We start from the raw sequence: 15,171 nt of genomic DNA, 5'->3' as shown, positions 1-15,171 counted from the left end.
CGGGCGTTCAGGCCGCGGGGTCGATGAGGACTTTTCCTTCGACCCGACCGGTGGCGAGGCGATCCAGACAGGCGCCGAGGTGCGCCAGTCCGACCGGTGGCTCGGCGAACTCCCTGCCCAGAACGAGGTTCTCGGTCAAGATCTGCAGGGCGGCGGGCGGGTCGCAGACGTGCGCCAAGGTCGTTTCGAGGGTGACGATGACACGGAACGACAGGACCTGGCACACGGGTCCGTGGAGATCCGAATGCCGGTTCACCAAGGCGTGATCGGGGGCTTCACCCAGAGCAGTTTCTCGTCGGCGTGGGCGCGCCGGGCGGCGGGGTGGGCGGGGTGGCGGTCGGCCCAGGCGTTCTTCTCGTCGAGGAGGCCGGCCACGGCGTGCCAGGTCTCGTCGGTGCTGGGGGGGTTGGTGTCGGCGGCGCGGGCCAGTTTGCGGCGGGTCGCGGCGGGCATGTCGCGGAGTTCGGCGCCGCTGATGTCGCGGTCCCACAGGTAGACGGCCAAGCGGCGGGCCTTCTCGGCCCGGCGGCTGACCGACGCGTCGGTGTGCGCGTAATCGGCCACGGGGGCATCCTACGACGAACGCCCCGCCGTCGGCCGGGGCCGGGGCGGGGCGTTCGAGGGGCGTGGATCAGTACGCGCCGTTGACGTTGTCCATGCTGCCGTAGCGGTGCGCGGCGTAGTTGCACGCGGCGACGATATTGGCGACCGGATCCCACACGTCGAACGGGGTGCCGGGCACGTGGTAGGCGGCGAAGGTCGGGTCGATCACCTGGAGCAGGCCCTTGGACGGGATGCCCTTGGCGGCGTTGGAGTCCCACAGGTTGATGGCCTGCGGGTTGCCCGAGGACTCGCGCAGGATGTTGCGGTGGATGCCCTCGTAGCTGCCGGGGATGCCGTTGGCGCGCATGATGTCGAGCGCCTGGCGGATCCAGCCGTCCAGGTTGTTCTCGTACACCGGCGGGGCGGGCTCGGGCATCGGCGCGGGCTGGGCGATCAGCTCGTCGATCTGGGGGACCTCCGCGACCGGCTCGGCCACCGGGGCGGCCTCGGCGACCAGTTCGGCCGGCTCGGCCTGCTCCTGCTCGGCGATCATCGCGACGCGGGGCGCGGTGCTGTCGTCGGCCACCGACACCGCCGAGGAGGCGGTGACGGCCACGATTCCGGCCGCGGCGACGGCGAAGGTCAGTCCCTCGCGCAGGGTCGTGCGGCGGAGGGTGGAAAGGCGACTGTCAGGCATCTGGATCGTTCCTTGTTCGGGGACAGGGTCGGGTCCGGGCCGCGCGAGGCAGCACGAATCCGGCGGCGGGCGCGCGGAGCGCTCGTCGGGCAGAGATCGATGTGCTGTTGTGTGGATTTGGTTGTGGGGGACACCGGGTCCCCGGAACGCGCCCCTGGCTCGGGGTAGTCGCGGCGGGCGCATGGGCCCCGCCCCGCGACGTCGCGCGGAACTCCACTACGGTGGAGCGAAGTCGGAAGGTGCCGTTCTCGGGGCGCTGTGCCCTCCCGGCCGATTCCGACTGATGTTCAGTTCTCGTTCGGTCGAACCGACTTCAGGTCTCTTCTTCGACCCGCATTGCAGAATGGTCACGGAAGGTGAACGGCGGGTGAACGAGAGTTGAACGGATGGGGTCACCGATCTTGAAAAGCCCAGGAAGCCGTTATCGAAACGCGATCTATGCAGGGAGTTTGCGGGTAAACATCCTGTGCCCGAGGTCACAGAAGAAGTCGTGTAACAGGCGCCACGGATAGGGCAATCCGGACTCCGGGGGGCCGATTCGACCCTCTGGAGCCACCTTCTATAACGCCCGGATCACGCACCCCGGCCATTGGGCACCCTCGTCCTGCTGCGCGCGATCGCCGGCATGATCCCATCCGCCCGGTCCACGCTGAACCCGGACGCCAACGCCGTCCAATCACTCGTCGCGCAGCGGGCCGCCCGGAGAATGACGCGTGGTGCTGTTCCGCAACACCCCGGGCCCAGCACTACCGCCGCTCCGACCTGGCTGCCCGGCACTGCCGACCTCACCGAAATCCTCCCCACCGTCGAACGGCCCTGACTCGCACCCCGAACTGATCCGCGGCCGCTTGTTCTTCCTGAGTCGGCCAGGCCGTGCCGCCGACCGTCCGTGGCTGGACTCGGGTCCGGCCGTCCTCAGGGCGACAGTAGGCGAATTCATCTATGGAGGTGGCGATTTCGTCGCGAGGGAAGGATCGCGGCACCGTCCGTGTTCCTTACCGACGAGCCATTGCCCCCTGGGCTGGCGCGGAGGAGGCGACATGTCAGCCCAGAATGTTCATACGGAGGCCGTCTCGCCGCCGCATCCCGCGCTGGACGTCCGGCACCATAGCTTCACCCTCACCCGCCACTTCGACGCCCCAACGGCATCGGTGTTCGCCGCATTCGCGGACGAGCCGATCCGCCGACGCTGGTTCCGCCTGCCCGGATCGGACGCGACCTACCGCCACGAGTTCCGTGTCGGCGGCGGCGAAGAAGCGCACAGCACTTTCGCCGTGCTGGATTCGCCACCGGAACGCCTCACCTACCGGTCGCACTACTTGGATATCGTCGCGGACCGGCGAATCGTCTTCGCCTACGAATCGACCGTCGACGACATCCCGCGCTGGGCGTCGTTGGCCACCATTCTCTTCGCCGACGACACCCCCGGCACGAGTCTCCTGACGTGGACCGAGCAGGTCACCTTCCTCGCCCGCACCGGCGACGGCAGCGCCGACTTCCCCCACCTGCGCGGCGGCACCACCCTGCGCCTCAACGGTCTCGCCGCGGCCCTCGGGCCCCGTCGCTGACCGGGTGGCCGATCCGGCGGCAGCGCGACGCTTCATTCCTGTTGTGGGGCAGGCAAACTCGCCACAGCTTCAGCGACTGGTGACGCACCGACCACCCCGGTGCACGAGCGACGCGCCACCCGTTCGCGAACACGGGACCGCTTACTCATGGACGAGATCCGCCGTGCGTCGCCCGGCGGACCAGAGAGAGGTGCGCAACCCCCCGAAGTCCACCCACCAAAACGTGACATTCCCCACGAACGCGACCAGTCACGATGGCGTTCAGGCGTACACCCAAGAACAATCCGCGACACACCCGCCCAACGCACCCAGCCACAATAGGGGGTCCGGGGGGCGAAGCCCCTCCGGGCGGGGCGCGGGGGCTGCGCCCCCGCAAAACACGACGAAACGAGAAAAGCCCACGCCCTCCGTGGGCATGGGCCTGCTATCGAGTGGAGTGCGCCATCAGGGACTCGAACCCCGAACCCGCTGTTGTTGGTTCGGGGTTCGATCTATGTTCACAGCCTGTCACGGGGGATCACGTTGGGCGATCTACCTGCGATGACGCCGATTCCGAACGCGCGCCCGCGCACGGATGATCACGGGCATTCATGCTGAATTCTTGGTGTAAGTTTGGCGCGGGTTGAATTCGTTGCCGTTCACCGTGGCGGCGTGGCCCACCAACGCGGGTGGGAGGCCGGGGCGCAATCGATGCACAGATGGCCCGCTACATCTGTTCTGGGACAGGATGAATCGCGCGTCATCTCGCCACGCGCGAATGGTGACCGCGACGATCTGCGGAGCCTGCTCACCGCGGCGAGTCGCTGACCCCGCGCACCGCCTCCCACACCGCGCTGCTACGCGCCCGTCGATCTCGGCATCGCTCACCGCCACGCACGTGGGCTTCCACCATGGAGTCGGAAGACGGTGTCAGCGGGCTACTGCCCGACACGCGTCGCAGGTTCGACTCCTCGGCGGGGCACATCGAAGATGGGAACGCGGGCGACCTGGGGATTTGCTCCGGCCAACTGGTGATAGAAACGGATTTCGCGCTTGGTTGAGCCAGATTCGGGTGTTCGGGTGATGTGTCGGTCTCGGTGATCGCGGCAGTTCGCCCAGGAGCTAGGCGGCCACCAGCGATGCCTAGCCCCCGAACGCGAACAAGAAGGTCACGGCGACTTGACCGGTGCAGTTGGGCGTGGGCTGGCAGGGGTTCGGCGATGAGCGCTTCGACTGGGACGTGGCGAAAGATCTACTTGTCGGTGGGAAGGTCTACGGTGCCCGCCATGACACTGGACCACCTTGCTGAAATCGCAGCAGAGTTGGACGTAGCCACCCCAGACGTACTCGGTGAGTCGGTCGCCGAGCTAGAACGCGCGGCGCTGAGCCACGGGCTAGCTGTCATCACCCCCGCCACCGTCGAAGCGAGCGGAGTTACTCTCGGCTCGACAATGAGCGCCTCCGACGTTGTCGAGATCGCGGTCAGGCTCGGTGCATCAGCGCTGTATCTTGATCGCGAACTCATCGAGACCGACTCCATCGTGGAATGCATCCAGCAACTCGAGATCGAGCCGGAAGACCGCGCAGCCCGCGATTCGAGTCTGCGGGCGCTGCGCAGGATCAACGGGTACACCCACCGAATCGACGTGGGTTTCATTCACCTCGGGGTTCCGCACTCCTGGAGCCAGGACACCGCGTTCGCCGATGACCTGGAAGAAATCGACAACACTGTCACCGCCCTTCTCGCCGAAACCTCGAACGGTCCTGATAGCCCTGTGGACGTCACTGGGCTGGTCGAAGCGTTGGCGAGTGATCCCGCGTTCCGGCGCGCCCGGACCCGCTTCGAACACGAGACAGCGGCTCGTGCCCTACCCGCTCTCGCGCCAATCCTCGAGCGCGGGGACCGATGGAAACTCATCGAAATCATCCAGGGCGCTCAAGGTCTGCTCAACCAACAGCGCATCGACTTGGTTGACGAGCTCGAGGAACGGCTGCCGGAGCTGGCGACATCACTGGCAGCGACAGACCAGTTCCGATCCGCCAGCAGCGCTGAAGGACGCCGCAAGGTCGCCCTGAAGTGGGTCATGGCGCTTCACACCAACGAGCTGGGCCTTCCACGGGACTTCATCACCGAACTAGCTGCCGCCGCTCACAAGGCGACCAGCGGGCAACTCGGCCTGCTCTGAGGTCGGTCGACCGGGCACATTAGTGCTCGCAGTCGGTGCGGATCGGGGGTGTGACGGACGGTGATCGACCGCGTCACGTCACACCCTCCGCATAGGCTTCGTGCATGAGGAGCGCATTCGCCAAGCTGTCAAGGGCAACAGAGCATTTCGACATCTTCGCGTCGAGCTTGCAGGAGTACCGCGACAGCGAGGCAATCCGCTTCGTCGTCAGGACCCGAAACGATCCACTCAACTCTCAGCAAGTGATCATCGAGACGGTTGCGAGGGTGAACCCGGCGCCTCCGTCGGAGAGATGGGGGCTCATGGTTGGAGACGTGCTGACCAACCTGAGAGGAGCCCTCGACCATGCCCTCTTCGGCCACATCCTCGCGCGGCATCCAGGGCTGACCGAGGCTCAGCAGAAGAAGATCCAGTTTCCTGTCATCGATGATCAGAGTAAGTGGTCGGCTCAGGCCGCTACGTACGTGAACCCCGCGGACCCATGGGCGGATCAAGCCGTCTGGGCGGAGATCGACGCGGTCCAGCCGTTCCATTCTCCCGTTCCGCATGACCACCAGCTGTTTCTGCTGCACAAGCTGGTCAACCTGGACAAGCACCGGGGTATCCACGTTGTCGCTCACCGTGCTGCCGCGACACTGGATCGCAGCTACATGACGCTCACCGAGCTCCCCAACGGAGGTCAGCCCCTGGTAGATGGGGCTGTGCTCGCGAAGAAGACTGTGCCCCGGCCATTGCCGGGAATGGGCACCGTCACGGCAGAGGGGCAAGGCGGGACCGCCTACCACGAAGTGCTCGTCGTGCCCGGTTACACGCACATCCAACTGGATGCCCTGGAGACGATGCGAGCGCTGGTGGCGGCGACCGGAGGGTTTCTCGACACCTTGAAAGTGGCCGGTTGTTGAGACGGTGGACCGGCTTCGAAGCGGTCGCGCTTCAGGGAGGCGATACGTGAGTCGATCCGACAGTTCGCGGCCCTGCCGGGTGTCGAAACCGTTAGTGGGTTCCTGCACATGCGCTCACCCCAGTGAACATGTAACTGGCGTTGGCGAGGAGTGGGCGGGTCCTCGCCCTGCTCGCCTGTGTGAGTGTGGGGCTGGAGTCGGTGCACCACCCGGCAATCTGATGGCTGGGATCAGGTGCGCTCTGTCGCTCTCGGTGGGCCCGGAAAGGTCAGTCTGCGGAGGAATGTGTATTTGGACAGGTAGCTCGGTTTCGCGGGGATCGTGTGGTCTGCGAGGTGTTGGCTGGTCCAGTGTCGGATGGAGCCGAGTTCATCGATCATCTCCCTTCGTGAGTCGCGTTCGCTGCCTCGGGATCGGAGGTATTCGATCTCGAGCTGTTGCAGCACGGTGCCCGGGTGTTCGGGGAATTCGCAGCGGTCGGCCATGATCGAGTAGATGTGGCCGGTGTTGACGCTTTCGACGTTGTTGTCGAATCTGGTTCGGATGAACTCTCCGAGGTAGATGGCCTCCAGGCCGAGGTGTTGGTGCAGGTAGGACAGCATCTGCGCCGTGTCGGTGAGTTCTTCGGTGACAGTGGTTTTGGTCTCGTAGCGGGCGAACCCATCGTGGGCGAACCGTTTGCGTTTGATGACGTGACCGCCCGCACGGCGGGGGATGAAGGACGCGTACCCGCAGTCGGCCGAGGTCGGCCCGGTGACCTCGAACATGTAGTTGTGGAACTGCCACATCTCGAAGGCGTTGGCGAACTCCGGTCGCAGGTAGGCCGGTTCCCCGCGCCCGATCTCGGCCGCGATGCCTCGGGTGAGCGTGTAGATGTCGGTGTCGGGGTCGAGGGTGAACTTGTGCTCGTACTCCACCCCGGCGTCGATGGTGTGGTACCAGCACTCGTGGCTGCCCACTCTGGCCGAGAACTCCGGCAGTCGGTCCACCACCTCGGCCAGGACCTCTGCCGAGGGCTCTGTCGTTGTGGCGCTATCGATCTCGGCGAAGGTGAACGCGTGGGTGATCTCGGTGACGCGGTGAAACAGGCCCGCCTCGGTGGTGAGGCGGGAAGGCGCGTACACCACCCAGCTTCGCTGCCGGAGGTCGGCGGCGACTACGGCCAGCGGCATCACGTCGTGCTGGACCGATCCCTCGACACCGGTGGTGTCGAAGCGCTCGAGCGTCCGGAGGCCGGCATGCCTATAGATGGTGTGCTGGCGGCTCGTGTCGTCCCAGTTGACAAGCGCGGTGGCGTAGCCCGGTCTCGCTGTCACCGGCAGCACGCGGAACATGGTGTCGCCGGGGAGGTTGTGCCCCGGTTGGCGGTAGCGGGCGTGCCAGGTGCCGGTGAGTAGCCAGCAGGATGCGTAGGCCATGGTCGACTCCGAGTCAATCAGTCGCGGCCGGTCAGACGGCGGGCGGTATTGAGCGCGACGAGCGCCGCGAGCCGGATTCCGAGGAAGGCGACGGCGGCGGGGATGAGGATGCGTCGCCAGCCGGTGCGGGTGCGGGCGTAGAACAGGGCGGCGCTGCGGTGGTGGTGCCACAGGGATCGGTTGCGTCGGAACTTGCTGGATTGTCCGCCGTGGTGGGTGACCCAGGCAGGACCGGACAGGACGGTGGTGTAGCCGTGTTCGCGCAGGCGCCAGGCGAGGTCGGCGTCTTCGAGATACATCCAGTAGCGCGGGTCGAAGCCGCGCATCTGTTCCCAGAGTGGGCGTTTCATCATCAGGCAGCAGCCCGATACCCAGTCGACCTCCTGGTCGGCGTCGGGGTTGCCGATGGCGGGGCCGAAGTATTCGGCGCTGGCGGCGTTGCTGCCGGGCCGCAGCACGCTCATGATCGCGTGGCGGGCGGCGAGGGCGGTGGAGGGGAAGCGTCGGCCGTTAGGGTAGGGCTCGCCGTCCGGAGTCTGGATGCGTGCGCCGACGACCCCGATCTGCGGGTCGGAGAGGGTGGCGACCATGGCCTCGAGGGCTTTGGGGTCGCCGAGTTCGGCGTCGGGGTTGAGCAGGGTGAGGTAGTCGGCGTGGGTGGTGGCGGCGGCTTGGTTGATCGCGGAACCGAAGCCGATGTTGTGCGGGTTGGCGATCGGGGTGAGCCCGAGATCGCGGGCGACCTGGAGGGTGTTGTCGGTGGAGGCGTTGTCGATGACGGTGATCGTGACGTCGGCGGCGGTTTGGGCGCGTACGGAGGCGACGGCGGCGGGCAGGTGTTGTGCGCTGTTGTAGGTGAGGATGATGACGTCGATGCTCACAGTGGGGCGGCCTCTCGCTGGTCGGTGGTCGGATACGCCGGGGTTGATCCGGCGGACGGTATCACTGGGGAAGTTGGTGGGCAGGCGGCGATGAGCGAGCGCACCGGCCCGCGCGAATCGCGGTAGCGGCCGAGGTAGTGGGCGGGGGTGCCCTGCATGGGCCAGAACGCGAGTTTGCCGATCGTCATCCCCGCGTAGACGCGCACCGGCAGCGTCGCGCGCAGTTCGAGGGTCCAGGGGATGACCGCGCCGCAATGCCCCAACGGTGCGGACAATTGGATTCGCAGCCCGAGGCAGGATACCGACCGGCAGGCGTGAAGGGTGGCGGCGTAGCGCAGCCCGCCCATGGTCTCGGCGGTCGATCCCAGATACAGCTTGCCGGGGGTGAGCACGACACCATCGGGCGGGATGGTCGTCTGATCGGCTTCGGGATTGCGGTGCGGGTCGAGTTCGATGCCGGTCGGGTAGGACAGGAGTTCGGCACCGAGGCGGAACGCGATCGAGTTCGCACAGACCAGGTGCTGGTCGAACGGTTCGATCACAAGCTCGCCGCGGTGCCGCGCGTTCCGGATCTCGGCTCCGGTCAGCATGAGAACACCTGGTCCAGCGCCGCGCGCGCACGCACGGCGAGGTCTTGCCGGGTGGTGTCGTTGGTGATCTCGATGTCGACGTGTACGTCCTCGACACCGGTGGTGGACGCGTCGGACAGTGTGAGGTAGCCCCGGTCGGCGAGCCGTTGCTTACGGGTCTCGGCGGGTGCGCTGACTCGTATGACGGTCCAGCCCGAGTCGCGCAGTCGGGGCAGGTCGTGGTTGTAGGAGCGGACATCGTCGTTGATCACGATGTCGGCGAAGCTCGTTTCAGCGCGGGCGAGGAAGTCCCGGACGAGGAAGTCGCGGTCGCGGTCGCGTAGACACAGGGCGAGCGTTTCCATGAGCTGCTGGTCCTGCTGGCCGGGTGGGAGAGTACGGCCCAGGCGGGTGTAGAAGGCGTGTTGTAGGTCGTAGAGCGGCGCGGCGACCTTGACCACCTCGCAACGGAGGCCACGGGAATCGGCGGCGTGGGTGATGAGTTGGGCGGTGGTGGATTTACCGGCGCCTGAGTGGCCGATGAGGGCGAGCCGGGTTCTGGATCGGGTCATCGGGAATCTCCGTGGGTGAGGACGGTGCCGTTGTCGAGGGTGAGCACGTCGCCATCGACGGCTTCGTGGATGAGGGCGGGAATACCGTGCTCGCGCACGACGATCCCGAGGTGACACAGCTGCGAAGCCAGGTCGAAGACGAACCCGTCGACCAGACCGACCAGCGCCGCCAGCACCGCGTAGGGTCGCCGGGCCGACAGGATCACCCGTCCTCCGTTGGATCGAATGACCTCGATGCGGGTGATGATCTCCGCGACTGCGCGGTGTTGGTGGACGTCGATCTGCGCGCCGGACACGCTGACCGCCGCGCCCGTCGAAAGCTGTTCCAGCACGGCGTCGTTGACCACCCGCACGACGTGTCCGGTGGCGCGGCCTGCGGCGATCATGCGCGGTTGCGTGTGGCTGTGTGTCGGACCGGTGAGGACGGTGTGGTCGATGTAGAACAGCTCGCCGCGGGTGCCGATGACCCACTCGATGACCGTGGGGCCTTGCATCACGGCCAGGTCCCTTGCCAGCCGGGCGATCAAGGCAAGGTTCGTCTCGCCGCCGGTGACCGCGAGCGCCGCCTCGCTCGGTGAGTCCGGCATGAGGGCCAGGCTTGTGGTGGAGGCGAAGCCACGGTTCATCGCCAGCAGACCCTCGTCGGAGGATTCGGCGGCGATCTCGCCGGTGGCAGGGTCGGCGGGGTGGGTGATGAGACCACGCTGGCCCTTCACGTAGTCACGAACCAGCACGGTGAACGGCTCACCGGCGGGCGCGGCGGCGTGCAACCATTGCAGCTCGCCCACGAGATCGTCGGTGTTGCAGACGATCTGGCGCTGCTGTTCGCTGACATCGACGATCACCTCCGGTGCCGTCATCGCCTCGCGCAGCAGCGGGGCGAGATCCTCCGCCCAGGTATGGTCGGGGTCGGCTGGCAGGTAGACGACGACAGCGGAGCCGATCGCGATTCCGAGTTCGTGCGCGCGCCGCATCGCGGGGCCGCGTTTGCTGGTGAAGTGGCCGACAGGGCCGGTCATCGGCCCGAGTGGAATATCGGCGGGTAGGGGTTCGAGGTAGAGGGGAACGACCGCGATCTCGCTCCGATAGGAGCCATGGCGGCGGCGCGCGGTGTTCGGGCGCGCCTGCACCAGCGAGACAACACCACCAGCCTCCACCCATTCGATATCCACGTCACCGACGCCGAGCACCTCGCGCGCGGCCTCGACCAACCTGGTGACCTCCGCGACGGTTGACGGGGGTAGGACCCCGTCGTGATCGGGCACAGCGGCACCGGCGGCCAAGGTGTCGGCCCGACCGCGCACGGCCTCTATCCGAACCTGGTCGGGGACGGCCGGGTCCAGGCCGGTCATGGCGATCCCGGCCTGCTCGGGCTCGACCATGACCTGCACGATCACCGCCATCCGAGGCGTCGGGTCCAGGTCACCGGCGCGCAGCCGCGCGCTCACGGCGGTGAGCGAGTAGTAGGAACGCCACACCGCAGCGACCGCCTCGGGCACGTCCTCGTCGGCGACGTCGAGCACCGACTCGTAGGCGCCCGCGTACGCGGTGTCGGTCGAGTCCTCACACAAGGCCGAGGACCGGACAGCGAACCGAGTCCCCGCCGCGAACACCTCCTCGAGCCGGACCGCCAGCAACTCCTGCGCAGGGCTGCCGAGCTGGATATCGGCGATCAGGTCGGTCAACCGGGCCACCTGCGCCGGGACTTCGGCACCGACAGTTGCCCGCAAGTCCGCGAACACCGCCTCCACACCCGCGAGGACATCGTCCTCGATCACCGCGGCGAACTCGCCGGCCGGGACCGCGATCAGCGGGGGAACCGGTACTCGCGCGGACAACTCACCGAGACGAGCGCACTTCGCCCCGACAAGCTGCTCGTTGAGTTGCGCGTCGCCGAGTCCGGGAAAGCGTTCCCGGGCCAGGTCGCTGGTGAGCCCGACCCAGGATCGGCTGGTCTGCGGCCCGCGCGAGCCCTGATACTTGCCGGTGTAGCAGTTGATTTCACCGACTGGTGTCCACCACATCATCTGCCCGATCTCCATGCCCGGGTAGACCCGCACCGGCTCGGTCGCGACGAGTTGCAGAGTCCATTGGCCGATGTAGCCGATATCGCCCAGCCCGGAGGACAGGTGAATCGACAGCCCGAGCCGGGCAATGCTCGACCGGGCGGCGAAAGTCGGCGCGAACCCGGTACCGCCCAGGACTTCGGCGGTGGCGGCGAGGTAGAGCTGGCCGGGGCGTAGGACGAATCCGTCTGCGGTGATGGAGATCTCGATACTCGGATTCTCGACACGGGCATCGAGAACCGGTGCGGTGTAGGCGCGCAGCCGGTCACCGAGAGAGAAGTTGTAGGAATTCGGGTTCAGACGCGCCGGATCGAACGGCTCGATGGTGATCGCCCCGGCCGCACGCTGACGTTGGATCTCGACTCCGGTCAGGATCGTCATCGCGGCCACCCGCAGGTGAGAAGAACTGAATGGTGCAGGCGTTCGGTGTCAGCGATCGACATCAGCAGGTGTACTCGGTCGGTGGTGCCCGCGTTGAACACGGTGTGTTGGGCGCGGGTGTCGAACACTCGCAGCCTGCCGTCGGCGGGGATGTGGTGGCCGTGGCCGTCCGGCCCGACCAGATAGGCGTTCGGGTCGGTGTGTATGGCCAGGTGCGCGCGTTTGGTGGCGTCGGCGTGCATCCGGTGGACTGTGCCCGGTGCCAGGATCATCAGCCGCATCCGACCGATCGGCATGAGCGCGGAGACCGCTTGATGTACGACAGCGAAGTAGGTGTCGCTGAACATCGGGTTGAAACAGGAGAACTCGCGCTCGTGATAACGCATGGTCCCGTTCGGGGTGAACTGGCTGACCAGTCCGTCGGCGAGCAGATCCTCGGCACCGGGACGGTGAGTCAGGGATATACAGCGCAACGGCTCGCCGTTTCGCTCGGTGGTCATCGGTTCGATGAGGCCGAGGACGTGGTCGTACGCCTGCCGCAGCAGAGCTAAGTCGAATACCGCGTCTGTGGGGCCGTTATAGAACTGCTCTGCGTCGGTTTCGTCGGGGCGGTGGGTGCTGCGCGAGGTCATCAATTTGCTTCTCCTGGCACGGATGGTGGTACGGGGGAGGACTGCGAGGCCGGTGTCGAGACCGTTTGAGGTTGTTGAACACGCCGTCACCGTCCCGATGTCGGGTTCTGGTCAGCACTCTCGACGGCGGTGAGTAGGTGGTGGCCTCGGGGGTCGCCGATGAGGATTCGTAGTTGGCACCAGGCTCGCCGGATCTGTTGTCCGTCCGCCGCGACGGGGGCCGGGGCTCCGTGGTTGCGTAGTTGGGTAGCTGTCTGTATCCGGGCGTTCTCGTCGCAGAATTTCAGTGCGTTCAGGTACTGCTGGAGCGGGGTGGTGGGCTCGCGCCAAGGCCCCCCATTCCGCGGAGTCGTAGTCGGCCCAGTAGCGGTGGAATCCGACCCGGTCGAGGTCGTCCATACGCTGCTGCCATTGCGGGTCTCCGATCAACCGCAGGTACTCGATACAGGCCCTTCTGATTTGGTAGCCGTCCTCGGGAAACGCGGCCGGGATCGGTGCGCTCAACAACTTGTGGGCGTGGTCGGGCGACAGTGTCTCCCATTCGAGCAAGCGTTGTCGGAGTCGCTGGATGGGTGTCGGATCATCCCAGCCTTCTTCATCAGCCAAACCCAATAGTGGTCCTCTCGGTTCGTGCGAATCAGAGGGTTCGCACCGGATTGGGGTGCCGCGTTGTGAGGGTGGTGTTCCCGGACAGCGCTGCGGCAGCGGGCAGTCTCCCGCAGCAATGCCGCTGTCCCGGAAGCCTTTCCCTCACCCCGCCCAGCGCGTGCCGGTGCCGAGGGAGGGAGGGGTCGGCATCCTCCACGGCAGGGTCGGCAAGCCTTTGGTGGCCGGTGGTGGTTACTGGTGGGTGGTGAGGGCTTCGTGGATGAGGGCTTCGGCGTCGGTGCCGAACACCGCGTGACCGCCGAGAGTGTCGAACACGCTCAGGTAGTCACCGATATTGGTGGGGTCGGTGAACACGAGCTTGCCGGTGACGGTCTCGACCACGACGTGGGTGTCGTCGTAGGCGATGAAATTCGTTGCGGACGAGGAGGATTGCGTGGTCCGGGGAAGAATGCCGAGGGTGACGGTGGGTGGCAGTGGGCGCAGCAGCATCTCGAGTTGGGCGCGGGTGGTATCGGTGTCGCCGACACGGGTGTGGAGAGCTTGCTCGGCGACCAGGAAATGCGTCACCGTGTCCGAGGCCCGCCACCGCCGCTGACGGGCCAGCCGCTCCTCGAGCGCGGGGGGCACGTCGCCGTCATTGTCGACCGCTGCCAGGAGCGGGTTCAGGATGGCGCGAGCGTAGTCGCGGGTCTGGAGCAGACCCGGCACCAGGGCCGGGTCGAACCAGCGCAACACGGTCGCGTCGGACTCGAGTTGCCCCATGCGCTGCTGCAACTCGCTGGACAGATTACCCCGCCAGGCGACGAACTCCGGGCTCGGCGAGACAACGTTCACAGACATAGTTGTTCTCCAATCATGTTGTGGTTGAAAGTGATTCAGGCGGCTTCGATGGTGGTGATGAGGGTGTGGTCGTGCTCGGTGCGGGTGGTGATGTGCTGGTTGAGCGTGCGCAGGTCGTCGGCGACGGTGATCGAGACCGCCCACCGCTGACCACCCGGTTGTTCGGCGGGCGTGGCGGCGGGGGTGATGTGTACGCAGTAGGCGTGCGTCGCTGGGGTGTGGTCGATGCCGCGTTGGATCGTCTCGGCTGCGGGGAGGTCCGCGTCGGGGGTGGTGAACGCGCGGGCGGCGGTCCCGGATCGTTGGGTGTAGTAGGCGTGGTGGAAGCCGAGGATGGCTGCGGGCCCATCCGCTGTGCTGCCGGGCCCGTTGCCGGTGACCGTGCGGTCGGTGGTGGTGTTCGGGCAGGCGGCGGGGTTGTGGATCGGGGGCTGGTCACGACCGCTGGGGACCGGCGCGGCGAGTACCGGTGCGGGCCACAACACGCAGATGAGCAGCCCGAGCGCGCCTGCCACCAGGTGGAGCTTCGTGCGGCTGGTCAAGGGGACTCCTTTTCGAGAAATCGGCAGAGAGACAGGGGGTTCAGGGCGGTGTGGTGGGCGGACGCAGGCGCTGCCCGGCACGGACGCCGGTGACGGTCTCGTGCGCGAGGGCGGTGTGTTTGTCCACGGCGGCCCACGCGGTGGTGGTGTCGGGGTGGTCGCGGCCGAGGGCGACCGCGCGCAGGTGCGCCCACGCGAGGTTGTCGATGGCGCGGGTCACTGCCAACAGTGCGTCGATCCCGTGGCGGCGCGGCTCGTCCCCGGCATCGTGGAGGTGGTGCTGGTAGCGGGTGAGGAACTCGTGGACTCCCGCGAACAACGGTGCGGCGGGCTCGTCCGCGCTGGTGAGCGTGTCGAGGAAGCTGGTCGCGTCCCACGGCTCGACGCCGCCGGGTTCGGTGGCCGCCGGTGCGCGGGTGGAGGTTCGCGTGGCGCGGGCTCAACTGCGGGTCATCGGACGATGCCCTCCTTCTCAGGATCTCGGGCGGTTGGCGGTGGGGTGTGCGCGGTGGCGATGCGTACGCTGCGAGGCCCGCCCGCCGCCGGTAGGCCTGGGTGGTGGGTGTCGTCGGGGACGAGGACGGTCCAGATCTCGGGTTGGCGGCGCACGCGCCGCGCGAGTGCGGCCTGCGTCTGCGATGGCTGATCGCCGGGCTGGGTGCGGTCGAGGTAGAGCCCGCCCCACCGGTACCCGAGCGCTTCGGCCCGGCGGCGCATCGCCACACCGAGCGCCTCGACAGCGGCGGGGTCGAGGAGGGGCTGGCGGAGGTAGCCGACCGCGACCGG

16 protein-coding genes are annotated in these 15,171 nt (G+C 67.0%); 3 read left to right on the top strand and 13 right to left on the bottom strand.

Annotation, left to right across the window (positions count from 1 at the left end; translation table 11 throughout):
• Nucleotides 1-7: 7 nt before the first annotated feature.
• The 3 genes from DFR74_RS26325 to DFR74_RS26315 all read right to left on the bottom strand — a co-directional run bounded on the left by DFR74_RS26325 (nt 8) and on the right by DFR74_RS26315 (nt 1,240).
• A complete protein-coding gene (locus DFR74_RS26325) occupies nt 8-256 on the bottom strand; it encodes a hypothetical protein (RefSeq protein WP_067514104.1) in 249 nt (82 codons plus the stop codon).
• Complete coding sequence (locus tag DFR74_RS26320; protein WP_067514103.1) at nt 253-564, bottom strand: hypothetical protein; 312 nt, start codon at nt 562-564, stop codon at nt 253-255. The genes DFR74_RS26325 and DFR74_RS26320 overlap by 4 nt, the downstream gene beginning before the upstream one ends.
• A 67-nt stretch (nt 565-631) precedes the next feature.
• On the bottom strand, nt 632-1,240 hold the full coding sequence (locus tag DFR74_RS26315; RefSeq protein ID WP_067514102.1) for a transglycosylase SLT domain-containing protein: 609 nt from the start codon (nt 1,238-1,240) through the stop codon (nt 632-634).
• 1,040 nt (nt 1,241-2,280) lie between these two features.
• Here DFR74_RS26315 and DFR74_RS26310 point away from each other — a divergent pair.
• From DFR74_RS26310 to DFR74_RS26300, 3 genes are all read left to right on the top strand, one after another.
• Nucleotides 2,281-2,808: an SRPBCC domain-containing protein gene (locus DFR74_RS26310; protein ID WP_067514100.1), complete on the top strand. Its 528-nt coding sequence runs from the start codon at nt 2,281-2,283 to the stop codon at nt 2,806-2,808.
• A gap of 1,265 nt (nt 2,809-4,073) precedes the next feature.
• A complete protein-coding gene (locus tag DFR74_RS26305) occupies nt 4,074-4,973 on the top strand; it encodes a hypothetical protein (protein ID WP_147265936.1) in 900 nt (299 codons plus the stop codon).
• Nucleotides 4,974-5,077: 104 nt separating this feature from the next.
• The gene (locus DFR74_RS26300; protein ID WP_067514098.1) at nt 5,078-5,875 is read left to right on the top strand and encodes a hypothetical protein; all 798 of its coding nucleotides are present in this window, start codon (nt 5,078-5,080) and stop codon (nt 5,873-5,875) included.
• 230 nt (nt 5,876-6,105) lie between these two features.
• Here DFR74_RS26300 and DFR74_RS26295 read toward each other — a convergent pair whose 3' ends face one another.
• The 10 genes from DFR74_RS26295 to DFR74_RS36210 all read right to left on the bottom strand — a co-directional run.
• A complete protein-coding gene (locus DFR74_RS26295; RefSeq protein WP_067514097.1) occupies nt 6,106-7,293 on the bottom strand; it encodes a hypothetical protein in 1,188 nt (395 codons plus the stop codon).
• A 17-nt stretch (nt 7,294-7,310) separates the two neighbouring features.
• Nucleotides 7,311-8,174 (bottom strand): glycosyltransferase family 2 protein, encoded by an 864-nt coding sequence (locus DFR74_RS36230; RefSeq protein WP_067514096.1) that lies wholly within the window; start codon nt 8,172-8,174, stop codon nt 7,311-7,313.
• Nucleotides 8,171-8,764 carry a dCTP deaminase gene (locus DFR74_RS36225; protein WP_067514095.1) on the bottom strand — a complete coding sequence of 198 codons (594 nt, stop codon included), beginning with the start codon at nt 8,762-8,764 and terminating at the stop codon, nt 8,171-8,173. Before DFR74_RS36225 ends, DFR74_RS36230 begins: the two co-directional genes overlap by 4 nt.
• Nucleotides 8,758-9,315, bottom strand: coding sequence for an AAA family ATPase (locus tag DFR74_RS36220; RefSeq protein WP_084538188.1), 558 nt, complete (start codon nt 9,313-9,315; stop codon nt 8,758-8,760). Before DFR74_RS36220 ends, DFR74_RS36225 begins: the two co-directional genes overlap by 7 nt.
• The gene (locus DFR74_RS36215; RefSeq protein WP_067514117.1) at nt 9,312-11,762 is read right to left on the bottom strand and encodes a dCTP deaminase domain-containing protein; all 2,451 of its coding nucleotides are present in this window, start codon (nt 11,760-11,762) and stop codon (nt 9,312-9,314) included. Before DFR74_RS36215 ends, DFR74_RS36220 begins: the two co-directional genes overlap by 4 nt.
• Nucleotides 11,759-12,394, bottom strand: coding sequence for an aspartyl/asparaginyl beta-hydroxylase domain-containing protein (locus tag DFR74_RS26280; RefSeq protein WP_067514094.1), 636 nt, complete (start codon nt 12,392-12,394; stop codon nt 11,759-11,761). Before DFR74_RS26280 ends, DFR74_RS36215 begins: the two co-directional genes overlap by 4 nt.
• 840 nt (nt 12,395-13,234) lie before the next feature.
• Nucleotides 13,235-13,843, bottom strand: coding sequence for a DUF5753 domain-containing protein (locus tag DFR74_RS26275; protein WP_147265935.1), 609 nt, complete (start codon nt 13,841-13,843; stop codon nt 13,235-13,237).
• Between the two features lie 35 nt (nt 13,844-13,878).
• The gene (locus DFR74_RS26270; protein WP_067514092.1) at nt 13,879-14,385 is read right to left on the bottom strand and encodes a hypothetical protein; all 507 of its coding nucleotides are present in this window, start codon (nt 14,383-14,385) and stop codon (nt 13,879-13,881) included.
• 40 nt (nt 14,386-14,425) lie between these two features.
• The gene (locus DFR74_RS26265; RefSeq protein ID WP_067514091.1) at nt 14,426-14,704 is read right to left on the bottom strand and encodes a hypothetical protein; all 279 of its coding nucleotides are present in this window, start codon (nt 14,702-14,704) and stop codon (nt 14,426-14,428) included.
• 131 nt (nt 14,705-14,835) lie between these two features.
• A partial coding sequence (locus tag DFR74_RS36210; RefSeq protein WP_211334145.1) for a hypothetical protein occupies nt 14,836-15,171 on the bottom strand: 336 nt, incomplete at its 5' end.

Source organism: Nocardia puris (genome assembly GCF_003315035.1).
Classification (GTDB): Bacteria; Actinomycetota; Actinomycetes; order Mycobacteriales; family Mycobacteriaceae; genus Nocardia; species Nocardia puris.
This window is presented reverse-complemented; position numbering and strand designations above follow the sequence as displayed.